The 22734-nt window shown below is 43.6% G+C and carries 20 protein-coding genes, 1 tRNA gene and 1 pseudogene; 8 read left to right on the top strand and 14 right to left on the bottom strand.

Annotation, left to right across the window (positions count from 1 at the left end; genetic code table 11):
* Window positions 1–112 precede the first annotated feature (112 nt).
* The 3 genes from FCL46_RS04395 to FCL46_RS04385 all read right to left on the bottom strand — a co-directional run bounded on the left by FCL46_RS04395 (window position 113) and on the right by FCL46_RS04385 (window position 2661).
* Window positions 113–733, bottom strand: coding sequence for an alpha/beta hydrolase (locus FCL46_RS04395; RefSeq protein WP_136805165.1), 621 nt, complete (start codon window positions 731–733; stop codon window positions 113–115).
* Window positions 734–780: 47 nt separating this feature from the next.
* Complete coding sequence (locus tag FCL46_RS04390; protein ID WP_217909560.1) at window positions 781–1248, bottom strand: flavodoxin family protein; 468 nt, start codon at window positions 1246–1248, stop codon at window positions 781–783.
* Between the two features lie 510 nt (window positions 1249–1758).
* Window positions 1759–2661 (bottom strand): LysR family transcriptional regulator, encoded by a 903-nt coding sequence (locus FCL46_RS04385; protein ID WP_136805164.1) that lies wholly within the window; start codon window positions 2659–2661, stop codon window positions 1759–1761.
* Between the two features lie 97 nt (window positions 2662–2758).
* On the opposite strand from FCL46_RS04385, the gene leuC reads away from it, so the two are divergent.
* Window positions 2759–4162: a 3-isopropylmalate dehydratase large subunit gene (gene leuC, locus FCL46_RS04380; protein WP_136805163.1), complete on the top strand. Its 1404-nt coding sequence runs from the start codon at window positions 2759–2761 to the stop codon at window positions 4160–4162.
* 68 nt (window positions 4163–4230) lie between these two features.
* The gene (gene leuD / locus FCL46_RS04375; RefSeq protein WP_136805162.1) at window positions 4231–4866 is read left to right on the top strand and encodes a 3-isopropylmalate dehydratase small subunit; all 636 of its coding nucleotides are present in this window, start codon (window positions 4231–4233) and stop codon (window positions 4864–4866) included.
* A gap of 147 nt (window positions 4867–5013) precedes the next feature.
* Here the strand turns inward: leuD and FCL46_RS04370 are convergent, their stop codons facing one another.
* Together FCL46_RS04370 and FCL46_RS04365 are read right to left on the bottom strand one after the other, a co-directional pair.
* Window positions 5014–5568, bottom strand: a complete 555-nt coding sequence (locus FCL46_RS04370; protein ID WP_136805161.1) for a hypothetical protein — start codon at window positions 5566–5568, stop codon at window positions 5014–5016.
* 551 nt (window positions 5569–6119) lie between these two features.
* Window positions 6120–6797 carry a PEP-CTERM sorting domain-containing protein gene (locus tag FCL46_RS04365; protein WP_136805160.1) on the bottom strand — a complete coding sequence of 226 codons (678 nt, stop codon included), beginning with the start codon at window positions 6795–6797 and terminating at the stop codon, window positions 6120–6122.
* Window positions 6798–7231: 434 nt separating this feature from the next.
* Here FCL46_RS04365 and FCL46_RS04360 point away from each other — a divergent pair, with 434 nt between their 5' ends.
* Window positions 7232–7780, top strand: coding sequence for a hypothetical protein (locus tag FCL46_RS04360; RefSeq protein ID WP_136805159.1), 549 nt, complete (start codon window positions 7232–7234; stop codon window positions 7778–7780).
* A gap of 171 nt (window positions 7781–7951) precedes the next feature.
* Window positions 7952–9133: an amidohydrolase family protein gene (locus tag FCL46_RS04355; protein WP_136805158.1), complete on the top strand. Its 1182-nt coding sequence runs from the start codon at window positions 7952–7954 to the stop codon at window positions 9131–9133.
* A 58-nt stretch (window positions 9134–9191) separates the two neighbouring features.
* On the opposite strand, the gene FCL46_RS04350 is transcribed toward FCL46_RS04355, so the two are convergent.
* Window positions 9192–9482, bottom strand: a complete 291-nt coding sequence (locus FCL46_RS04350; RefSeq protein WP_136805157.1) for a hypothetical protein — start codon at window positions 9480–9482, stop codon at window positions 9192–9194.
* Window positions 9483–9913: 431 nt separating this feature from the next.
* On the opposite strand from FCL46_RS04350, the gene FCL46_RS04345 reads away from it, so the two are divergent.
* The gene (locus FCL46_RS04345; protein ID WP_136805156.1) at window positions 9914–10657 is read left to right on the top strand and encodes a PilZ domain-containing protein; all 744 of its coding nucleotides are present in this window, start codon (window positions 9914–9916) and stop codon (window positions 10655–10657) included.
* A 506-nt stretch (window positions 10658–11163) separates the two neighbouring features.
* Entirely contained in the window at window positions 11164–11514 is a 351-nt protein-coding gene (locus tag FCL46_RS04340; protein ID WP_136805155.1) for a hypothetical protein, read from the top strand.
* Window positions 11515–11843: 329 nt separating this feature from the next.
* On the opposite strand, the gene FCL46_RS04335 is transcribed toward FCL46_RS04340, so the two are convergent.
* On the bottom strand, window positions 11844–13829 hold the full coding sequence (locus tag FCL46_RS04335; protein ID WP_136805154.1) for a methyl-accepting chemotaxis protein: 1986 nt from the start codon (window positions 13827–13829) through the stop codon (window positions 11844–11846).
* A gap of 422 nt (window positions 13830–14251) precedes the next feature.
* Between FCL46_RS04335 and FCL46_RS04330 the strand changes: the two genes are divergently transcribed.
* Entirely contained in the window at window positions 14252–14518 is a 267-nt protein-coding gene (locus FCL46_RS04330; RefSeq protein ID WP_136805153.1) for a hypothetical protein, read from the top strand.
* A 670-nt stretch (window positions 14519–15188) separates the two neighbouring features.
* Here FCL46_RS04330 and FCL46_RS04325 read toward each other — a convergent pair.
* From FCL46_RS04325 to FCL46_RS04315, 3 genes are read right to left on the bottom strand one after another with little or no spacing between them, the layout of a single operon-like run.
* Entirely contained in the window at window positions 15189–15929 is a 741-nt protein-coding gene (locus FCL46_RS04325) for a PP2C family protein-serine/threonine phosphatase (RefSeq protein ID WP_136805152.1), read from the bottom strand.
* 8 nt (window positions 15930–15937) lie between these two features.
* Entirely contained in the window at window positions 15938–16633 is a 696-nt protein-coding gene (locus tag FCL46_RS04320; RefSeq protein WP_136805151.1) for a hypothetical protein, read from the bottom strand.
* Window positions 16630–17427: a hypothetical protein gene (locus tag FCL46_RS04315; protein WP_136805150.1), complete on the bottom strand. Its 798-nt coding sequence runs from the start codon at window positions 17425–17427 to the stop codon at window positions 16630–16632. The genes FCL46_RS04320 and FCL46_RS04315 overlap by 4 nt, the downstream gene beginning before the upstream one ends.
* A 586-nt stretch (window positions 17428–18013) precedes the next feature.
* On the opposite strand from FCL46_RS04315, the pseudogene FCL46_RS28700 reads away from it, so the two are divergent.
* A pseudogene (locus tag FCL46_RS28700) lies at window positions 18014–18079 on the top strand (hypothetical protein); the annotation flags it as partial.
* A gap of 172 nt (window positions 18080–18251) precedes the next feature.
* Here FCL46_RS28700 and FCL46_RS04305 read toward each other — a convergent pair.
* The 4 genes from FCL46_RS04305 to FCL46_RS04290 all read right to left on the bottom strand — a co-directional run bounded on the left by FCL46_RS04305 (window position 18252) and on the right by FCL46_RS04290 (window position 22701).
* Window positions 18252–18328 (bottom strand) — tRNA-Arg (locus FCL46_RS04305).
* 125 nt (window positions 18329–18453) lie between these two features.
* Window positions 18454–18759: an HNH endonuclease gene (locus tag FCL46_RS04300; protein ID WP_136805149.1), complete on the bottom strand. Its 306-nt coding sequence runs from the start codon at window positions 18757–18759 to the stop codon at window positions 18454–18456.
* A 7-nt stretch (window positions 18760–18766) separates the two neighbouring features.
* Complete coding sequence (locus FCL46_RS04295; protein WP_136805148.1) at window positions 18767–20116, bottom strand: bifunctional folylpolyglutamate synthase/dihydrofolate synthase; 1350 nt, start codon at window positions 20114–20116, stop codon at window positions 18767–18769.
* Window positions 20117–20514: 398 nt separating this feature from the next.
* Complete coding sequence (locus FCL46_RS04290) at window positions 20515–22701, bottom strand: ATP-dependent helicase (RefSeq protein WP_136805146.1); 2187 nt, start codon at window positions 22699–22701, stop codon at window positions 20515–20517.
* Between the last annotated feature and the right edge of the window lie 33 nt (window positions 22702–22734).

Below are 22734 nucleotides of genomic sequence, written 5' to 3'. Positions count from 1 at the left end.
AGAACACAACAAACTGAAAACTGCAGTCGGTGTAGCAGTAGAAATACGGCTCTTCTGTTTGAAAACAACGACCAACTATCAAGAAGAGTTCAATTCATAATACAAATCAGCTTCAGCTCAACTGAAAACCTGTCAGATACTCATGCATTACCTGTTCTAATGCTTCAAAGCAGCCGAAATAAAAATGATCTGCAAAATCAATTACTTCAAAGCGTGCATCGCTGTACCACCCGGCAAGAGAATCGCTGATCAGCTTGACCGGAGCGATTTCGTCCTCCTCTCCTGTAATAACGAGCTTTAGAAGCGGAAATGATCGATTTCCCTTGAATGGAAGCAATGCTAACGGGGGCGAAACAAAGACCATCCCAACAACCACGGCTGGAATCTCATCCATATGAGCAAGCACCCACGATCCAAAAGAATACCCGGCAAGATGAATTGACGTTATACCACTATCAACAAGAAAGCGTATCGCCTCCAGCACATCCTGTCCCTCACTGATGCCATCGTCGTAAGTTCCTTCACTTCCCCCAGTCCCCCTGAAATTGAACCTCAATGTGGTATAATTTTGCCGTTTGAAGCTATGCATCAGCGATTCAACCACAGGATTGCACATATCCCCGCCATAAAGCGGGTGAGGATGGGTAATTATAGCAGCTCGGGTGTCTGAGACTTTATTATAGAGCCCTTCAAGAACGAGATTCCCTGAAGGAAAGGTGATCATTTTTTCCATGGCTTGCCTTCTATTACATACGTATCAGTGAGATCGAACAAAATAAATCAGAAAATTCCAAAATCGATCCCTGCCGCAAGAGTCTGTCCTAACTCCTCAAGATCAAGTAGATCCTGTTCTGCAGGGTGCCCCACAATCCTTCTGTGCTCCTGCACCTGTTTCCATTTATACGCGGTAGCAAGTCGCTCAATTTGCGCAAGAGCGCCCCGCCCGTCATTACCGGCGCAGACAAAAACAACAAACGGCAGTCCTATAGTCTTATCCTTTGCGGCTTCATACGTGCGATCAAAGAAATCTTTTATCATCCCGGCCATTGTCCCGAAATACTCAGGAGATCCTATAGCAATTCCACTACACTCTAAGAGATCGTCAACATCGGCATCGGCTGCGTTTTTATATACAACCTCAATGTCTTCCTCTCTGGATGCCCCTTTGGCAAATCGGTCGGCCATGATTTTCATGGTGCCACCCTGAGAATGATAAATGACCAGCAGCTTTTTCCTCTTCGACTCCACGCGCAACTCCTTCAAATAGCAAGATTATATGGTGTTAAAAGTTGTCCATCTAACACCCCACTCCTGAGCCCCAGCCCTCACTCCTCACTTCTAAGCCTTCAGCCCTCAGTCCTACCCCTCAGCCCTCAGCCCTCAACCCTCAACCCTCAGCCCTTAGTCCTCAGCCCTCAGCCCTTAGCCCTCAGCCCTTAGCCCTCAGCCCTCAGCCCTCAGCCCTCAGCCCTCAGCCCTCAGCCCTCAACCCTCAACCCTCAGCCCTCAGCCCTCAACCCTCAACCCTCAGCCCTCAGCCCTCAGTCCTCAGCCCTCAGTCCTCAGCCCTTAGTCCTCAGCCCTCAGCCCTTAGCCCTTAGCCCTTAGCCCTCAGTCCTTAACCCTCAGCCCTCAGCCCTCAACCCTCAGTCCTCAGTCCTTAGCCCTTAGCCCTTAGCCCTTAACCCTCAGTCCTCAGTCCTCAGTCCTTAACCCTCAGTCCTCAGTCCTTAGCCCTTAGTCCTTAGTCCTTAGTCCTTAGTCCTCAGTCCTTAGTCCTTCAGCCCTTAGTCCTTCAGAGTCACTTAAAAGCATCTCTTGAAATGCCCTGGCAGCTGTCGACAAACTACGATTTCGATGCGTCACCATACCCAATTTGCGCAAAAATTTTACACCCTGAATTTCGATACAAACCAGCTCATCGCTCAGCATACTGAGCGGCAACACGCTCCAGCCTAACCCAACCGAGACCAGCATCCGAATTGTCTCAAGATAATTGGTTTCTACTCCTATTTTCCAGGAGAGCTCAAAAGGTTCAAGGACCTTTTCTATCATTCTTCGGGTAACCGTGCCCCTCTCAGGCAGGATAGCCGGATACTCCTCAAATTTTCGAATACCTTTTGTTGTATCCACAAGCGGATGATTCCTGCTCACCATAAACATAAGAGGGTCATCCCAAATGGTATCTACAATAAGCTTGTCGAATGGTGTCTCAGGAACAGTTACTACCGCCAGTTCGATATCCCCGGCTGCCACAGCCTCACAACCGGTTTCCGAGTTCATAAAATGCAGATCAAACTCCACCTTTGGATAGCGAAGACCATATTCGCGCAAAATATTCGGTAAGCGGTGTAATCCTACATGATGACTGATAGCTAACTGCAGACTACCGCTTACATCTGTTGAAAGATTTGCAATAAGCCGTCTGCTTTCAGCCATCTCAAGAAGAATATGCCGCGCCTTCGGCAGCAGAGTCTGCCCCGCCTCTGTGAGTAACACGCGCCTGCCAAGTCGCTCGAAAAGTCGTGTTGCCAGTTCATCCTCAAGGGCTGCAACCCTTTTACTTACTGCAGGCTGGGTGACAAACAGCTGTTCGGCTGCTAGCGAAAAAGAGCCGGTATCCGCCACGGCAAGAAATGCCTGTAAAGTATTCGTATCCATCAGCCTATTCTAATATGGAATAGCATTCATGAAAACAATGAATTTGAGTTATATCTAAAAAAGCATTATTCCTATCTTTAACAAGGAGGAATTACCTATGGCTAAAAATCTGTATGACAAATTATGGGATGCACATGTGGTGCATAGCAACGAGGACGGAACCAGCCTGATCTATATTGATCGGCATCTTGTCCATGAAGTGACTTCTCCCCAGGCCTTCGAGGGTCTGCGACTTGCAGACCGTGAACCGTGGCGACGGGATACAGTTCTGGCAGTACCTGATCATAACGTACCAACCACAAATCGTGGATTGCCAATAAAAGATCCAGCATCAAAATTGCAATTGCAAACACTGGATGACAACTGCTCATCCTTTGGAATTACAGAATTCAAACTTACTGACATTCGCCAGGGTGTTGTGCATGTAATCGGGCCTGAGCAAGGTGCCACCCTGCCCGGCATGACTGTCGTATGTGGAGATTCGCACACGTCAACCCACGGGGCATTTGGCGCGCTGGCCTTTGGTATCGGTACTTCAGAAGTCGAACACGTACTTGCCACCCAATGTCTGGTGCTGAAAAAATCGAAATCCATGCTGGTATCGGTAACAGGTAAGCTTGGTACAGGCGTAACCGCTAAAGATCTGGTCCTGGCAATCATTGGTCAGATAGGCACTGCAGGTGGAACCGGCTGTGTCATTGAATTTGCAGGAGATGCAGTTACCGATCTGAGCATGGAAGGCAGAATGACTGTCTGCAACATGGCTATAGAGGCAGGAGCACGATCAGGTATCATCGGCGTAGACGATAAAACTATTGCCTATGTGCAAAACCGCCCATTTTCTCCCAAGGGAGAAATGATGGATCAGGCCGTCGCAGCATGGCAGGAGTTACACAGTGATCCAGACGCCAGCTTTGACGAAATAGTTACTATAGACGCCAGTGCGATTGAACCGCAGGTCAGCTGGGGAACCTCCCCCGAGATGGTTGTATCAGTCAACAGTGTGGTCCCGAACCCGGCAGACGAGACTGATGAAGGCAAGGCCGATGGAATTACCAATGCCCTACAGTATATGGGTCTCAAAGCCGGCACAGCTATTCGGGATATTCCTCTTGATAAGATCTTTATCGGTTCCTGCACTAATGGACGAATTGAGGATCTGCGGGCTGCAGCTGATGTGGTACGCGGCAAGAAGGTTGCGGCCAACATCAAGATTGCCCTTGTTGTTCCCGGCTCCGGCCTCGTCAAACAACAGGCTGAAAAGGAAGGTTTAGATACCATATTCACCGATGCCGGTTTTGAATGGCGCGAGCCGGGATGCTCCATGTGCCTTGCCATGAATGATGATCGACTGGAACCCGGCGAGCGTTGCGCTTCAACCTCCAACCGTAATTTTGAGGGTCGACAGGGGCAGGGAGGACGCACCCATCTGGTCAGCCCGGCTATGGCTGCAGCGGCAGCAGTTTCCGGTCACTTTGTCGATGTACGGGAGCTTGTCTGATACAGACGTTGATGAGCAGCATATGTTTTTATTTATGGTTTACAAAAAACATACAATAAGGAGTAACGATGCAACCCTTTACCAAAATATGCGGTGTGGTCCTGCCTCTTGATCGCGCCAATGTCGATACAGATGCGATAATCCCCAAACAATATCTTAAGTCTATTAACCGCACAGGTTTCGGCCCCAACCTTTTTGATGACTGGCGCTACCTTGATCCGGGTGAACCATTCATGGATCATACAACACGCCGCATTAATAGCGATTTCATCCTGAATAAAAAACGTTATCAGGGGGCTGAAATCCTGCTGGCGCGTGAAAACTATGGTTGTGGGTCATCTCGCGAGCATGCGGTCTGGGCGATGGTCGATTATGGTTTTCGTGTGGTGATCGCCCCAAGCTTTGCCGATATATTTTATGGCAACACGCTTAATAACGGTCTGCTGGCAATTACACTGGATGCTGAGGTAATAGATCAGTTGTTTGAGGAAGTGAAAGAAGAATCCGGCTACACATTAACAGTAGATCTGGAAGCACAAACAATCACCACGCCCTCTGATAAGACTATCGAATTTTCAATTGCGGAGTATCGTCGTCATCGTTTACTCAACGGGCTTGATGACATCGGCATGACCTTGCTGCATTCAGACAAGATCAAAAAATATGAACAGAATCGTAAACAGACAGCACCGTGGCTGTTTTAACCCCGATCTTTCATCAGTTCAGGTAATGCAGGTTCGAACTTTCGGCCAGTAACCTGTAGTCGGCTATTTCACTTTTAGGCTATAGTTGCCGAAAAAATATTGAAGAAGCGATTCAACCTGTGATTCAGGGTCAGAAGGAAATATCTCTTATTTTTCTTTGACCCTGAAGTTCTCACTGAAAAATGTATCTATAACCTGGAGATTGGAATTATATGCATTCCAGAACTGCTCCTTTATCTCTTTAACTTCAGTGGCATCCTTTCTACAAAAACGTTCAATCGTATAAAACTTCTCCATGACCCTGTCTGAAATACTCAGGACATAATCTCCAGTCATTCTCACCATACTCCTATCTGTTTCGGCGAAATCCTTGACCATTCTGTTGTATTCATCGATCGCCTTCGATAATCCACTGAATTCCTGAGTAAAACCTACTATTTCCATTGCGCAGAATGTGCTGTCTTCCAGGTCAACATATTGTTGATCCTTGAGCTGAGCATCCTTCTTTGTAAAATTCTGCAAATGATCTTTGCATCGATTCCAAATATAGGTGAAGTTTTCTTTGTTGAAATACGCGGTATCATGAGAATCTTTGAGTTTCTCAGCTGCATATTCGCTTTCTTCCCAAATACTTCGTTTGCCTATGGTAAAATTCTTCTGAGCCGCAGATAACGACATCTCCTGTTCGTCGAGCCAATTCATACAGGTCGTTCGGGATGGTTCTGTCGGGTTCCCAAAAGTATCATTGGAAAACAATAAGCAACAAGCCAAAAGGGTAATATTTAGTGCACTCTTCAACATGATCACATACAAAATTTTTTTGGTTTAAACTTTAACCAGTAGCTTGCAGGCTGTGTTTAATTAGCGCATCAATCAATCCTACACGGCTCCCCCCCTCACAACACCGGATTTATGTGGTGGTTTTAGCTCCCTGCAGATAGAGGTATCATAAACTGAATACCCCAACAATACCCTCTTATTTTGTATCTTTACCCGCTGTAAAGTTATGCTAACTATGAGTTGTCTGATTCTATCAACAGAGTAATCCTCACTCTGCAGGCAAACCTTAGGAGAGCACGACCAATTGCTTTAAGAGTCAAACTGCAAACTGCTCCTCTCCTTCTCCCTTTCCCTTTCCCGAATTGCAGCAGCCAGTCCCTCCCTCAGAATTCACAGAAGAGTATTTCCTAAAAACGCAAAAAGGCCGCTTCCTGAGAAGCGGCCTTTTTAACATCTATATTAATTACTAAGTATTACTTCTTTTTCCTCTTGCGAGCATACACGGCAAGACCTGCAATACCAGCCCCCATCAGTAACATGGTAGAAGGTTCAGGAACCGGTTCACCTATAAGCTGGCTCTGCTTACGATTTCCAGAAGCATCTACAAGATTAATGACCTTAACGACACCATTGAACGAATAATCACCTTGTCCCTGAACGATGTTATAAAGATCATACGAAGACTGCTTTGAGATTGATAAATTTGCCCAACCTGTGTCTGTAAACTCATCTTCGAGAAACCAGATTGTGTTCTGGACGGCGTTGGCTTTTTCTGCTGTAACGCCTGTCGTTCTCGACCAGACATAATCACCAAACATATAATTGTGATAAAGCCATTTGGTAGCGTCACTGATATAATCTTTACCATCGACCGCCCCGCCACCACCCAACTCTGCATAATCTACTATATGATCGATCTCATATTCTGTATCGAATGAGATATACTCACTTCTCTCAAGGCAAAAACTAATATAATCTGTTCCTATACCATTGTTCTTCAGGTCGATATTAAATTCACCACCACCCGTGGTTCCCGGCCCGTTAAATATTTTCAAAAAGTCGCCGCCCTGCGGGAGCGCCTGCACTTCCGATAACGGCAACAGTAAAAGCCCAACCAGCACCAAAGAAATTTGCCAATCTCTTCTTTTCATATATCGTCCCTATAGTATAAACTCGTTTGGTTTGTATACATTGAAACAACCCAAATGAAAGATCTTCAAAATCAGATACTGTCGTATGTCATTCCAGACAGTCTCAGCTGTGTAGATACTGCATCTTTTTGATAAGATTGTAAATACACTGCTTAAAACCTCATGTACGAGAAACTATATACTACACAGAACTTGTCAATAATGATTCCTATAAAATTACCGAAATCTTACTTTTTAGAGTGGAAATTACTGGAGCGGTGTTACAGAATTATGGTGAAATACGGGCGAGACCTTTAATCAAGGTATAAGAGCCGTTTGCATACTTTTGTTGATATACTGCTCTGTCCAGCTTATTGTGAAAAATGAAAAACACATAATAACTACCTGCTGACAACATAAAGAAGCATCACAGCCTCCTAAAAGAAAAAATCTTTATGATTAATCCCTTTACCATTCACTCAAAGATAAGCAAACTGCAGCAAGATGTGTTACTGCCGCTGTATACCATGCATCCTGATCAGGAAAAAACAGATCATGAATGGCTGTTGGTTTTGACAGGCAGGGTAATCGAAAACAACCGTCCATTTCTCGAAGGAATTGCAAAGAGCAGCCTCGTGGCGGCAGTTTTCAAGATAGTTAAACTGTTGGGTGGTGCCGAAGAGCTAACAGACACTGACTTCAACAGCTTTAAATCGTATATAAATGCTGGTGGCCTCAAAGCAATGGTTAAGATGCTTCTAGCGACAGATAAATACAATTCATTCCGCAGCGAGCTACGGCAGCTACCATTGTCTAATCGACAAAATGCCCATCAGATGCTTGCCAAATCTGCTCTATTACACCAGCAATTTATCACTGAGTACTTGAATGATCAGTATGGAAGTATTACCGCAACGCCAGCAAAGCTTGTTTCAAATTTTGAAAAATCGACAGAGTTTATCAATAGCCTTGCTGCCATTGCACATGAAGAGCAGAACCACTGAAACGACAACAATTTTCCAGATGCATCAAAATCAAACTAATAGACATTTTTTTTAATAATCGGTAGTGAGTGTGTGCGAAGAGATTATTGTGTGACCCGAAGATCAACCATTCCACATTCCATAGTATCCCCTTCAATCAAGCCCCATCACCTATAAATACACCAAAAGATAATGGACGAAACTCGATACATAGTTGCAGGAAGCTTCATCGACGGTAGCAGTACAGTCGTAAACAAAAATATCTTCATTGCTGTCAAAGATGGCATCATTACCGCTATTGGTCCCTTAGCGGATTTACCCGACACTAGCCCTGCAGTAATCGATGACTTCTCACATTGTACTCTTCTGCCAGCTTTTATTGACTGTAGTGTTTCACTTTCCAGGTCACCCTCAGTCGACATGCGGGTGCGATTAGCTGATAAAGAAGCCGGGATAGCACAAAAAGCAGTCTTGTTTGAAAAACACATCAGCTACTGTCATGCATACGGAGTGATGGGAGTCGCTGACTGTGATGAGATAACAGATCTGCTCAAACTCTCTCAAAAGAGAATAGCAGACGAAAATATCATTGAGATTCAAACGCCCGCCCTTCCCGACTTGACCGATGAGGATCGTGTAGATCTCGAAACCACAAGCGGTGATTTTCTTAAACTCTACTACTCCAGTAATATCGAAGATGAGGTAGCGCCTTCACCTGTACTTACTCAGGCAAATCTACATACTCTTCTGAGTACAAAAGGCAGCAAAAAGGCAATCGTTGTTGCTAATGGCGAGCAAAAGGTAAAAGAAGCACTCGACGCAGGATGTGACGCTATCGAACAGGGTTATGCGATGGGTGAAGAGAATCTCAGGAAAATGGCTGAAAAGAACGTTCTATGGATTCCAAGCGTGCTACGGGCCAAGAACGGTTTGGACAGTTCAGGAAGCAGCGGAGATGTCTGTTGCCGATTTTCCCAGCGATATGTCGCACCGGGTAAACCAATCCCGGGAGCAGAAGCGTTCTGGAAAAAAATGCTCAACGAACACCTCATGCAACTTCGTCGTGCAAAACAATTGGGGGTAAAAACAGCAATAGGAACCGGAGCGGGTAGTGTTGGCATACTCCACGGCGAGTCAATGGCAGAAGAGATGAAACTGTTTATCAAGGCTGGCTATTCACTGGAAGAGACCATCCGATGTGCTTCAGAAACCGGAGCCAGATTCTTCGGTTTTGAAAAACTTGGCGCATTAACTGTAGGTCGAAAAGCAACATTTCTTATTTCAAGGGGTTCTGTGAAACAGCTGCCAAGAAAACTCTCGTATCTGGAAGGCATTTATGTCGATGGTGTGCCCAGCGGAAAATATCGAAAATAATGGGTTTAGAAAACGCCCCATACTGCAATACAAATCCAACAGAAAAGTGACCACTCTTTTAGTCGGAACATTCACCAAATGTTTTGCTATAAATGTTTGCACTTCCACATGATGAAATACACTCCTTCCATGCCAGCCTATCTCTTCCATACACAAGACTTTTGCATTTTTCAGGCGTGTATTCAGCCAAACATTTCAAAAACTCGGAGTTACTCTTTTCCTTACAATTCTTTTCAAACAGCTTAACAACTTCATTGAAATATTCGTCGTCATTCTGTTCAGCTGCCATACATGGTGTAACTGAAAACAATAGAAATATAACAAGAATAAACGGAAATATATTTTTCATAGAGATTGTTCTCATGTTTTTGATATTTTGAATTTCGAAAAATCAACAGAGTGTATCAATAGCCTTGCTGCTATTGCAAGTAAAGTAGAAAATTATTGAAGCAACAACGATTTTTCATATGAGCAGAAGTCAGCCAGATTATCATTTTCAGCAATAATGGGTAGTTTGCATTCCATAAAGGCTACCAACAATCTAACAAAAAAGAGTAGCTACCCTAAAAAGGGAGATTCCGGCGTGAAAAAGTAACTTTCCAAGGCAAAACGACCACTTCAAAGTACATTTTTATACGTAAATCTAATTCATTGACTTAGTCTAACCCCGATCAGCGGTAGCCCCCTCCAGCATTATGATACATTCGAGAGTATCGTAGAAGTTTCTTATGGCCCTTTCACTTTTCTTAACTCTTGTGATACTATACTGTTTATAATCGAATGTCTTTTTATGCTGTAAAATCAAAGAGGTGTAAAAGGATGTCTGTCAAGACACCAAAGGCTATTGCCAATATAGCCAAAAACAGACTGCATATAACAATTGCCGGAAAGCTGAGTAAAGAAAATCTTGATAAACTCTACACGGAAATCAGGTTTTGCGTGAATGACCTTGCCCCAGGATTCATCGTAATAACAGACCTTTCGCAGTGTACAATAGGTTTTTTGAGTGCGATTCCAACATTTAGAAGAATTACGAATTACCTCATTGAAAACAAGGTCGGAAGAGTGGTTCGGGTTGTGGATGAAGATAAGGTTATTCTCAAACAGTTGATTAATTTTACGTCAAATATTTCTGGTTATAAAGCTGATCACTTTCAAAGCCTGGAAGAGGTTGAAACGGTACTTTCAAACTCTGAAAAGCGAGGCAGCTTGCGATTCGTGCTTTACCAACATTCAATAAAATTCAGCAAAGATGGCCTGGAAGGCGATGGCTTTGTGTACGACATATCAAGCAGTGGCTGTGCGATACAAACACATAGCCAAATTCCAGCGGTTAATGACAACATTTCCATTTCAATACAATTCAAGGAACATGAAAATTTGATAGATTTTTTGGAGGTAAAAGCAGAAGTCATTTGGGTCGAGGGTGAACTTTTTGGTACTAGATTTGAAAACATAAATGAAGAGGCAAAAGAGAAGCTATGGGAACGGCTTGTTTATGAATCTAAATGCGATTTACCCTAGTGTCCCGTCAACGCTGATCTGTCAGTATCTTGCTTGTCCTTTTTCGCTCCTGTGCTGTTGGTGTATGTGTTACATAGCTAGTGTCAAAATAAAATTCCCCCACGATTTCCTCGATTAATCAGCATAAAAAAAGAGAAAATATTACACATTACTCCCTTCCCGCCGCACTTTGTGTCCCCCCATTCGCCTCCTACATACCCTTTAGAGAACGATTACATTTTTCTCGAATATCCCCCATATGTAATTCATGAAAATCTACGATAATATACCCAGATAAACCTAACCACCACATTGACCTCAGCATATCCACGACCTATTTTCTGTGTAATACACATTGAAGATCAGACATCAACACGTCGACTTACAATAACGAAACAATATCAGAGAATTGTACCTGCATATTTCTTCAGATAAGCAGAGACAGAACTATTCACTTTCTATTCACAGCTAGATGGGAAATGCATTTCCCTTCAACCTAAAAAATTAGCACCAAGGAGGTGGGTAATATGCCATACACAATTGAGCTCATATCTATCAGATGTAACGACGCACAGGAGCGTACAGATGAACCTTATCTCAGGGTTAACAACTCCACAGTATGGGGCCCGGTCAGTATGCGTACAGGTCAGACAAGGAACATAAATAGTAGGGTTGAATTTAGAAACGACGTTGTAGTTGAGTTACGAGAATCGGATCGTCGTCGAGATGACCATTTTGGAACGCTGCGATTGGGAGAATCTGATGTGAGAGGTCTCATTCGAGGAGACCGCTCAACTCTCACTCATACATTTCGACGGGATCGCGGAATTGTTGGAGATGCTAGATATACGCTTACATACGATCTACATCAGGTATAATTTTCATCAATCAGATACATCCCCCCATACACCGTCAGCTATTGGTGCTGACTAACCTCAGTTATCGTCATAACAGTTTTCAGGATCTGCTAGTATTCAACAGCAGATCCTGAAAAAAAAAGTGGTCAAGTCTGCCTTTGACTCTTCCAGGCCAATTATGATCGGTATCAATAGTTACGTATAGTCAGGGAGGATCTTTGCTATGCACTACAGAAAGACAAAAGTCAAAAGCGAACTTGACCCCTTCTTGGTATATACCTTCGACTGACTAAAGGTGCCAAATTTGTGGCCAGCAAAAAACAAGAGAACAGTGCAGACAGGGCCAAGCTCTATACTTTAAACGATCTCATCAGGGCTTTTAATTCAGCAGCAAGGTCTGCCATTTTCTCAGCACTTTCAGACAGCTCTATCCCGCTCTCGGCCAATCCTGATACTGACTCGCTAACCGAACCTGCCTCCGTACTAATATCAGCTACTGAAACAGAACTCCTGGAGAGATTCTGGTTTGTCTCAGAAACGCCATCAGAAAGTTGGGATATATTCGTTGAAATCTCCTGAGTGGTTGCGGTCTGCTCCTCAATGGCCGCAGCAACCGAGGTAATCAATTCGTTAAAGTCAAAAATGATGGTAGTGATCTGTTCAATATTCGCAATGGAATCGCTGGTTGCATTCTGGATTCCAGATATTTTATTCTTTATTTCAAGAGTAGCCTTAGCCGTCTGATTTGCCAGCTCTTTAATTTCAGTTGCAACTATTGCAAATCCCTTTCCTGCCTCACCAGCTCTTGCCGCCTCAATAGTGGCATTGAGAGCGAGCAGATTAGTCTGTTCGGATATTTCGGTAATAGCTTCTGTTACACGCCCAATCTCCTTAGCTGACTCTTCAAGAACCCGTATCTGGTCTGAGGTAGTTTTGGAGGTATCCACCGCACTTTGTGAAATAGTGCTGGCCTTTGAGGTGTTTTGGCTAATTTCACTCACTGTTACAGTCATCTCCTCGACACTGCTGGCAATCATAGAGATATTTGCGTTTGCCTCCTCCATAGCAATGGCGACGGAGCTTACCCCCCTAGTCACGTCTTCAGCCGAAGCGGCTATGTTCTTGGTCTTCCTTGAGGTCGAATCGGTCTCAGTAGAGACATTTTTGGCGATCCCAAGCATACTGGCAGAAGCCTCATCCACCTTTCCGCTATGAGAAATGACCTCTTTTATTATCTGCTGCAGCTTATCGATAAACAAATTAAAGGAGTTGGCGAGATCCCCAATTTCATCTTTGGAAGCAACGTTCAGCCTCTTGGTGAGATCGCCCTCGCCCTCAGCAATATCCTTGAGTGTTGCAGCAGTTTCTCGTATCGATTTAAGAACGACATTGAGAAGAAAATTCAAAACCACAACCACAATCACGACAAACCCTGCTATAAGCCCCAGGGCCACCAGCTTAATCTTCCCCAAGCCCTTGCCAAGCTCCTTCGTGGGTATCTCCATAACGACCTTCCACCCGGAAGTTGGAATATTACGATATATAACAAAGATATCTTCTCCTTTATCATTGATATAATCCAATGCCCCTTCCTCGGCAGAAAGAATCTTCCCGGCAACATTGCTCCGATACTCATTATCACTGAATTCCTTGATGTTTTTTCCGCTTTTGACAAGTTCCTTGTCGGGATGGGCCTTCACCGCGCCATCCCCCCCGATGAGGTAGCTGATGCTATTATCCGTAAGACGTGTACCAGAAAGCTGTTCGGAAAGCTGCTCAAGATTAATGCCACACCCAGCCACGCCTACAGCTGCATTTGCCGGTCCCATGAGAATATTAATATAGGCCATCAACAAACCAGTTTTCTCATCTACATCAATGTTGATATCAATCTTTTTGCCCTTATCTATAGTGGAAAAAAACCAACTATCTCTTGGGTTCTCCTTACTGAGCTGTTTAAAAAATCCATCGTGGGTATAATAGTTTTTTTCACCCGCTGTCACCATGAACACAAAATCGACATCCTGTTTTTTTACTTCTTTCAAAAATTGCATGGCCGGAATCTTCTGATCCTCACTTTCACCACTCCTAAGCCACTGGAGCAGAAAAGGGTTATCTGCAATAAGCTGTGAGATACTGATTGCCTTGCCGATTTTTGACTCAAAAGTCTCTGCGATGTAATTGACGGTGGCAGGAGCTTCATTGGCCCGAATGCGATCATAGATTGTATTAAATGATATACGGGTGTTAATGGTCACAGAGACACTCATCATCACCACCACAATCAATGCCACGCTGAGCATCAGTTTCAGCTTAATACTCATCTTTGCAAACATTCCCCCCCCTTAAAATCTTTTGATCATTTCCATTGCACCTCCAATTACCATAGAGACTAGGTTACATTTAATCACACCTTTAAGAATTAATGCAAATGAACGGGAAGATAACAAAGGAAAGGGGCACCCATTAATACAACAAGAAGGGGGCATGTTTCTACATGACTCTTACAGAGGTTTAAAACTATTTTTTCACCCTGATTTTCCACATGTTTATTGTCAGAGATTTGCTTTTCTAGCCTGACAATAATACTACTAACCGAACTACAAAGGTCAAAAGCGGATTTGCCCCTTTCTTTTTTTATGCACCTCAGAGTGATTATTGTAAATTCTAATGCCAAATGAGTCTTAGGCAGACTTTACCCCTTTCTCTTGTTTTAAACTTAGAGCATTGTCACACGAACCAATGAAGGAGTCCTAAAATGAAAAACAATGACAGTGACAAGGTGCTTCAGTTGCTCATTGAATACTTTGAGACCGGAAACACTGAAACAGATGCGGTAGCAATAATCATCTTACAATCCTCATCAGAGTACAAAGAATATTGGTCGGAAGAGCTCGATCAATTCCAGAACGGAATTGAGTGGACAGGTATACGTACCGTCGAAGCTGAAATATTGACTACCGCTTTACGCCAACTCCAAAAGAGTCATGCAAAGACTCCCCCCTATTTTTCTCTATCAGGGTAAGCGGTACAATGATCTTTTTACCACGGCATCATAACTAGTTACAGGGTGCTGAAAATTTCTCAGGAATTATCTTAAGCATAAGTCAAACAAAAAACTGAACCCATTTTTATTTTGGGGGATCAACGGTGGTCTCCCGGAGGTGCCTTTTATATGATTATCAAGTCTACCTTTGACTCTTCTAGGCCAATTATGATCTATATCAATAGTTACGTATAGTCAGGGGGTATCTTTGGTATGCTCTACAGAAAGGAAAAGTCAAAAGCGGACTTGACCCCTTTTCATACCCACAAACACTTGGAAACAGTATGGCACCAATAATTTTCTGGGTTCGCGGGTGCGGACAGGGGCATGGATCCGAGATTAAAATTGTTCTACTACGAGATTTTTTTGAGGATCTCTTCGTTCTACAATCCTAATTTCTCCCTTCGCCTTGATCCTGATGGGTGACTGGTGCGGTAAAGATATTACCGACACGAAAAGTTGAAATAACGGGTGCAATAAAGAACGGGTATTCTGCAAGGCAGGAGTTGTATGGCAACTATTTACCTTACAAAAGAAAAGTGTTTTTTTCCTTAATCGAGAATATTATTCCTTGACCAGGGGCCTTTTAATGGGTGACTCCTTTCTCTTTTCTTATCCAGTGAATCAACCGATGTTATACACCTTTTCATTACGTGAGTTGGCTGCGCTGTTCACCTGTGCCTTCAATTAAATTGCCTGAGCAGCTCTTAATTTCTCTATTCTTCTCAAGGCATTTTTCTAACAGTAGAAAACTGACGTCATCGGATTGATTGTGAGGTGAATACTTACCTTTTAAAAGGTCGATTTGCTTGTTTGACGAGAGATCGGCCCAAAAGCCATCAGTCGCTAATATGATGCGATCGTCGGAATGAATTAGAATAGACTGTTCTTCTGGATTCCTAAAACGTCTACCTTTAAAACATCTTGTTAATACGTTTCGATTGGGATTATTAACCATTTTTTCAAGTGTAACATCGGATGTAGCATTGGCAAGTGTGTGCGGGACAGCTAGCCACTCAATATTACTTTCTTCAACTACTCTACCTATCAAACAATCTCCTGCATGAAGTGTTGTTAAATTACCTTCTGAGTCAAATATAGCTATGATGAAGGCAGTTGAGTCAGAAATATATTTTATACGTATTTCACGGTGTATTTCTCTCAACCATTTCTTTACTAACTCAATTGATATATCTGTTGATTCTCTTTGACACTTGTAGATTATTGCTGCAATTAAATCCTTTGCTAATGGACCACCATTTCGGCAGTTAGTGAAACCGTCAGCAAGAATATAGATGCTAAGACCATTCCCCGAGGCTAGCCCGCAATAATCCCTATTGTCGACAGTGCGAGAGCCGGAACATGAATACCAAAAGCAATTGTGCATCATTTGTCTTCCTATTGCTCGCAGACTGCTTCTAAGCGTTCGTAGAGAACCTCAGACCTGCCAGGTGAATTTCTTGTTTGTGAATCAATAAGAACTTGAAATAATGGATCTTTAAGTAACATGCCTAGCTTTACTGATATGTAAGCCTTAATTTCATCATCAGACTTCATGATTTCAGAAACTAGTTCATCCCTTCCATCAAAAAGATTTATTATATCCTCTATATCTTGGCTTTCAATAGGGTCATTGTTACCCCTTCCAAGATATGCTTCTAGCTTTGTAGCCACAAATAAAGGCGGTGTTAAAAGGTTAATATAAATGTCACCTTTAAGTTTGTATTGTTCTGATGTTGCAAGGGCTTTGCTATACCATTTATTACTAAAACCAAGCAAGTTGGGATCAACTGGCATAAAATCAACCTGGAGTTCACCAAGTATCATTCTACAAATGGGTCCGTTTTCCATCGACTCCCTAAACCCATAGCTCCTCAATTTATCACACAATTCATTCCAAGCAGCATAACCCATGACGTCAACGATAAGATCAACATCATGAGTATACCTCACCTCTTCCTTAACTAATTCATCTGTAATTAAAAAACCTGTGGTGCAGCCACCGACAAAGGCAACTTCGTTTAACAAATCCGGGCCAAGTGCCTTAGCGACTTTCTCGATCATGGACGATAATTTTTCGGATATGGCTGTCATGATAATAATAATTTCAAATGAAGTTGCTCTTTTGCTAATTTTACTTCTCGTGCATTTCCTATACGTATTGCATCGACAAGTGATAAGTACTCATAAAGACTTTTATCTTTTCTGACAGCAAAAGGTACTGTTGGAAAAAGTGGGGTGACGGATTGTCCCATCTTCTTCCCCCTTGGATCAGGCCAAACATATATAAACTCCCCTGCAGTTACAACAATTTGGTTCAGTGCTGGGGAGGAAAATGATGTTGGAATACCTCTCGTCATGCTAGAGAGTTCAGCAGGGAATACGTATTTGATTGCATGAATAATAAAATTATAAATAATTGCTCTATTAACTTTAGGATATTTAGTTTTACGGTCTAAATATACCAAACCAACACTTAGGCTACGTTTTAAAGAGTTGTTTACTGCGGTTTTGCTAATTCCAAGAGCAGCAGAAAGGCCACGGACAGAGTATTTGCTGGCGAATTTAGTTGATTTAGTGAATTCACTAAATATTTCTTGATTGGCATAGTCAGCATCGTCTGGGAGCCAACCCTGCCAACTGTCCTCTTTCTTGATTAATCCATTTGGCTGAAAATCTAGCTCATCCCATTCATGATTTGTCGAAGAAGAACCGGCATCTTTGCTTATTTCATCATTGCCTATTCTTGCAAATATTTCTATGTCGCTTTCTTCTTCTACATGTGTCTTGTGTCTTAATAATGTTTTTGAGAAATCCTTTTTATTTTCATCCTCTTGCTCTTCTAGACTAGCGATTTTCAGTAAAATAAAAATATCTTGACTTTCCATTTCCACCCTCCTTAAGATGTCCTTTGTCCGCGGACAAAGGACAGTCTATGTGTTCCATGGCGCTCATGTCAAGAATAAATAACACACCTTGTGTGTTTTTGTCGGCATGACCTCTTGAGAAGCCTTTTGATTGATTGAACGAACATCGTTAGCACTAACTCTAAATTCTCTTCTGAAAGCTTTATTGGTCTGGTAAATTGCGTCCTGCTTCAACTGTTCAGATGAAAATGCCCCTAAGGTGATTGCAGAACTGTGGCGTGGACATCATAGAGATTAACATCTTGTATGTCCAATTTGTCGCAAGCTCGTTTCCACTATTTAAAATAGAAGCTTTCACCAGAGTTCTAGCCATGCTCGGCGCATACCGATAGCTAACAAATTTCATGGCTGACAATTCGTATCCGACAAAGCATTACAATAAGAAAACGTTATTACTGCATATTATCCATGTGGATCTAGTGGTGCAAGGTTGAACTGGCTGGAATATGATAAAAATCAATTATCCCATAGCAATGGGTAGCTTCACGCAGAAACAATGTTTGGAATTTTGAATTAATTTGTTTGATGTGCAGATTGCAGCTATGCGGTGAAAAGATTCGAAAAGCCGATTGGACTGCTGCAGGAGGATGGCTTAGACGCACCCAACAACATTATCTGTGTATGTCCGAATTGCCACAGGCGATTGCATACCGGCGAGCTGGCCATTGAATTTGAAAGAGGTAAAAGACGAGGTTGCTTCGAGTATTGCTATTATATATTACTCGAATCTCCTTACACAAACAAAAGCAGCCACTCAGCTAAATTAGCTAAGTGGCTGTCATATATGGTGGGCGAGGCGGGATTCGAACCCGCGACCTTCGGCTTCGGAGGCCGACACTCTATCCAGCTGAGCTACCCGCCCGTGGGGTATGATAGGTGGTGTTTTGAGAGGTGACTAATTTACCACAAAAGCGTTGTACCGCAAGAAAAATCAAATAATGACAGTATCATTTTCGTTCGGGTCTCGGAATAAACAGCCCTCTCGTCTTATACCTGATTCTTTTTAATCTTTTCTATATGCTCTTCCCATTCAAGCGGCATCATTGACTGCTTTTTGGTATTACACTTCTTGCATGATGGGACGAGGTTGTCTTTTGTGGATCGTCCACCTCTGGCAAGGGGCACCAGATGATCCATTGTTAACTGTTTGAATTTGAATTTCTTACCGCAATAGTAACAGAGGCCCGGTGCTGTTTTCTGTTGCCACCAGCGGCTTTTGCGAAGATCACGTGCGTTTGCACGTTCTGTTCGCATCTGATCTTCATCCATTCCGTCGATACTAAAATACTCCATTCTGCTTCTACTCCTGCTCTACCAACTCACCAACCAAGATTTTGCGTACTGCGCCAACGAGATATAATGACCCCGCTACGACTATTATATCATCTTCGGTGGCTTTTTGTTCGGCTTGCCGAAGAGCCTCTGCCACATCCCTTACCAGTACCACTTCTGTTTGTAATTCTTCAGGGAGAAATGCTGCCAGTTGTTCCGGCTCTGCGGAGCGTTCACCAATCGGCGTTGTGAGGATGAGCGTATCAGCCAGAGGTAACATGCTGGATAACCCAGCTGCGATATCTTTATCTATCATCGCCCCCCAGACTACGATCAGTTTTTTATACGAATATTCATCCGCCAGCGTCATCGAGAGATTCTTTAAGCCAGCAGGATTATGGGCACCATCGAGTAAATAGCGAACACATACACTTTCGCCTCTATCCTTTGCTGCAATCTGTTTTCGTGACGCTTTTTCAAGCACTATATATTCAAGACGGCCCGGCCAGATTACTGACGCTAATCCTGAACGCAGATTGTCTTCAGTTATAGTAAATCCCTTGTTGTTCAAAAGCTGCAAAACAGCAATAACCAGTGATGCATTCTCTCGCTGATACGCACCACGCATCGAACACTTCAGGCCTGAGATCAGTGTATCCGGAGATACCGTTCCACCATTCCAACTCCAGTCGTCATTACTTTCGCCGGAATAGCTGAAATCTTCTCCCAGCAAATACAGTGGTGCGTTTTGTTCTTTTACAGTCTCTTTCAATACAGCAACAACATCCTCGTGGCCGTTTGCAGCTACCACAGGAATTCCGGGTTTTATTATCCCAGCTTTCTCTCCAGCAACTTCTCTGAGTGTATTTCCCAGATATGCTTCGTGGTCCATGCTGATACTGGTAATTACCGAGACGAGCGGCTCAGTTACATTCGTTGCATCCAGCCTTCCACCCAGACCTGTTTCGAGTATAACCAGATCAAGACCGGACTCCTCAAACCAGAGAAAAGCAAGAGCTGTTGTAAACTCGAAATAGGTTATCGTATTCTCACCAAGCACATCGATTATGTGCTGTGAGAGACGTGCAAAATCTTCTTCGCTGATAAACGTGTCGTTGATACGAAAACGCTCACGCACACAACTAAGATGCGGCGAAGTGTACAACCCAACCGTGTAACCAGCTTTTTGCAGCACATGCAAAAGCGAAGCACTCACCGAACCTTTGCCGTTGGTGCCTGCCACATGAACAATCTTTAAACGCTGCTCCGGCTGACCGATATCGGCCAGAAAAGAGCGCATTGCCCCAAGCCCGAGTTTGATCTTATGCAGCTGAAGATTGTCGAGATATGTTATTGCTTCCTGATAGCTGAGAGTCATATATATTGAGTGAATTCTTAGTAAAGTGATCTGACGATTATTCGTTTAAATAAATAGTTAAAAAGCAAAATATTCCCAACGCGCTGAACCAGTAAATAGCTGCCAGTGCCCCATATGTGTACAAGCAGCTTGGCAGGCTATAGTTACAAACAAATAGCTAAAAAGACAATAAATCCCAACAGGCTAGACCAGTAAATGTTTGCCAGTGCACCATAGGCGTGCAAGCAGATTGCTGCAGGCTACAGTTACAGACAAAAAATAAAGAGCGAAGTATTCCCCACGACCAAGGATTAGTAAACATTTTCCAGTGCGTCAGATGTGCACAAGCTGGCTGGCGCGCTATAGTTTCTCCTATGCGCGCCAGCCAGATCGTGCGCAGATGGCGTGCTGGAGGATGTTTACATTAGTTTCAGTTTGGCATAATCAAGGTGTAACGTCTTAACCCCATGCCTGTCAAAAAGCACATCCAACGAGCTTGGAGCAGAGGTTCTTTTCACCGTGCCCATACCGAAAAACGGATGCTGCACCTTCGTTCCTACCGGAAGATCATTCAATGTCAGCTTTTTCTCGCGTTTCTTTGGTGCCTTTGGGATAGACGGTGCTTCATAGCGCGGTTGCGATTGGCTATATGTATGCCCATGTGTGCTTTCGATACGCTCATAAAGCCCTGGGTTGATCTCTGCCAGAAATGGTGAAATCCCTACTCTTCTGAACTGACGATCCGGTGTCATTAATTCTCGCGGGTAGGTCAGGTACAGATGTTTTCTGGCGCGGGTTGCGGCAACATATAATAGTCTGCGCTCCTCCTCCCACTGTTCGCCCATCCCTGCAGATCCGTGTGGAAAACGTCCTTCTGAGAGGCCAATCATAAAGACCGCATCAAATTCAAGCCCTTTGGAGGAATGAATTGTTGAGAGAATCATCTTCTCACCACCGCTATCTGCGGTTGACGGGGTATCAGGCGGATCAAGGGCTGTATCATCAATAAACGACTGCAGGTCATCTTTATCGACCATGATCGATTTAAGCTGATCGAGGTCTTTCTGCCTTTTGGGATAGTCATCAGCGTACAGCTGTTCAAATATCGGCTGATAATACTGCATGACTATCTCATACAACGCTGATGGCCGCTGGTCTGCTGCTCGCAGATCTCTAAAGAGCTGGTTGAGGTTATCTAATCCATGCTTCCAGGTTTTACCGCCGGGATATCGACTCAGCGCCTCAAACGAATCATCAGCAACAGCGATTGCGTTCGTAATCTTCTGGGCTGTTTTCGGTCCTACTTTGTCTAATTGCAGAAGAATACGGTTCCAGCTCAGATTATCCTGCTGATTGACGAGTAGTCGTAAGAATGCGAGCACATCTTTCATATGTGCCGATTCTGTGAGTTTTAAGCCACCGCGCTTATCAAAGTCGATGCCTGCGGTGTTGAGCTCCATTTCAAGCCTGTATGAATGGAAGCCCGAACGGAAGAGTACGGCAATTTCTTCAATCGGCGTACCTTCGCGTAGCAACTCATTAATTTTTCGTACAACAAACGAAGCCTCGCCCCGCTCATCACGAGCACCATAAATCTTAGGCTTTTCATTACCCTCAATTCTGGTGAAGAGCGTTTTGGTATATTTCTCGGTGGCGTTTCGTATAATGTCGTTGGTAAGCGATAAAATCGGCTGGCTTGAACGATAGTTTTCTTCAAGTTTTACAATGCGACACTCAGGAAACACCTTCGGGAAGCGCATGATATTATAGAAATCAGCGCCACGAAAAGAATAGATAGACTGTGAGTCATCGCCAACCACCATAACATTATTATGGGTGTAGGCGGCCAGGCGAACAATATCGGCCTGGATAAGATTCGTATCCTGATACTCATCTACCATAATGTGCGAAAAGCGGTTCGATATCGTTTCACGCACCTCGGTAGACTCCTCGAGCAGCCGCTTCCAGTTTACCAGAAGATCATCATAGTCCATTAAACCATGATCATATTTAAAGTTCTGATAATGCTCACGGAGCTTAACTATATCTTCTATATGGTCACTCAAATGGGCATACTGCTCATAAACAAGATCTTCAAGATTAAGCGACTTATTAACCGAGCCGCTAATCATGTTAATGATTGCCCTTTTTGACGGAAACTGTTTGGATTTACCGGTCAGGCCAAGTGAAGATTTGAGCAGATTGACAATTCCTTCAGCATCTGCCCTGTCTATAATGGTAAAGCTTGAGCCAAAACCGATTTTCGATCCGTATCGTCTTAAAAGAAGGTTAGCGAGACCATGAAAGGTTCCGCCAACTACTCTGCTACACGATTCATTAAGCAGATGACCGGCTCGCCATAACATCTCCTGACTTGCCTTTCTGGTAAATGTGAGCAGAAGGATCGACTCGGGTGCCACACCTTTTTCCATAAGATGGGCCACACGATAGACAAGTGTTCGGGTTTTACCGCTGCCCGCACCGGCAATGACCAGTACAGGCCCGTCAGTTGTGGTTACAGCAGCGTATTGTGATTCGTTAAGTTCGTCCAGTTTAGCACTGACGCCAGGAGTATGGCCGTGCCCTGGTAAAAATTCATTTTCCATGGCGGCACTTTAACACAGTGATATTGCACTGGC

The sequence above is a fragment of the Desulfosediminicola flagellatus genome (assembly GCF_005116655.2).
GTDB lineage: Bacteria > Desulfobacterota > Desulfobulbia > Desulfobulbales > Desulfocapsaceae > Desulfopila > Desulfopila flagellata.
This window is presented reverse-complemented; position numbering and strand designations above follow the sequence as displayed.

Bases quoted from the DNA above. Each gene is read 5' to 3' on its own strand.
- FCL46_RS04315 (WP_136805150.1), bottom strand. From the start codon at position 17,427: ATGGAAAGTCAAGATATTTTTATTTTACTGAAAATCGCTAGTCTAGAA.
- FCL46_RS04345 (WP_136805156.1), top strand. From the start codon at position 9,914: ATGTCTTTTTATGCTGTAAAATCAAAGAGGTGTAAAAGGATGTCTGTC.
- FCL46_RS04335 (WP_136805154.1), bottom strand. From the start codon at position 13,829: ATGTTTGCAAAGATGAGTATTAAGCTGAAACTGATGCTCAGCGTGGCA.
- FCL46_RS04360 (WP_136805159.1), top strand. From the start codon at position 7,232: ATGATTAATCCCTTTACCATTCACTCAAAGATAAGCAAACTGCAGCAA.
- FCL46_RS04370 (WP_136805161.1), bottom strand. From the start codon at position 5,568: ATGAATTGGCTCGACGAACAGGAGATGTCGTTATCTGCGGCTCAGAAG.
- FCL46_RS04290 (WP_136805146.1), bottom strand. From the start codon at position 22,701: ATGGAAAATGAATTTTTACCAGGGCACGGCCATACTCCTGGCGTCAGT.
- FCL46_RS04340 (WP_136805155.1), top strand. From the start codon at position 11,164: ATGCCATACACAATTGAGCTCATATCTATCAGATGTAACGACGCACAG.
- FCL46_RS04350 (WP_136805157.1), bottom strand. From the start codon at position 9,482: ATGAAAAATATATTTCCGTTTATTCTTGTTATATTTCTATTGTTTTCA.
- FCL46_RS04325 (WP_136805152.1), bottom strand. From the start codon at position 15,929: ATGATGCACAATTGCTTTTGGTATTCATGTTCCGGCTCTCGCACTGTC.
- FCL46_RS04330 (WP_136805153.1), top strand. From the start codon at position 14,252: ATGAAAAACAATGACAGTGACAAGGTGCTTCAGTTGCTCATTGAATAC.
- FCL46_RS04395 (WP_136805165.1), bottom strand. From the start codon at position 733: ATGGAAAAAATGATCACCTTTCCTTCAGGGAATCTCGTTCTTGAAGGG.
- leuD (WP_136805162.1), top strand. From the start codon at position 4,231: ATGCAACCCTTTACCAAAATATGCGGTGTGGTCCTGCCTCTTGATCGC.
- FCL46_RS04365 (WP_136805160.1), bottom strand. From the start codon at position 6,797: ATGAAAAGAAGAGATTGGCAAATTTCTTTGGTGCTGGTTGGGCTTTTA.
- FCL46_RS04385 (WP_136805164.1), bottom strand. From the start codon at position 2,661: ATGGATACGAATACTTTACAGGCATTTCTTGCCGTGGCGGATACCGGC.
- FCL46_RS04300 (WP_136805149.1), bottom strand. From the start codon at position 18,759: ATGGAGTATTTTAGTATCGACGGAATGGATGAAGATCAGATGCGAACA.
- FCL46_RS04320 (WP_136805151.1), bottom strand. From the start codon at position 16,633: ATGACAGCCATATCCGAAAAATTATCGTCCATGATCGAGAAAGTCGCT.
- FCL46_RS04295 (WP_136805148.1), bottom strand. From the start codon at position 20,116: ATGACTCTCAGCTATCAGGAAGCAATAACATATCTCGACAATCTTCAG.
- leuC (WP_136805163.1), top strand. From the start codon at position 2,759: ATGGCTAAAAATCTGTATGACAAATTATGGGATGCACATGTGGTGCAT.
- FCL46_RS04355 (WP_136805158.1), top strand. From the start codon at position 7,952: ATGGACGAAACTCGATACATAGTTGCAGGAAGCTTCATCGACGGTAGC.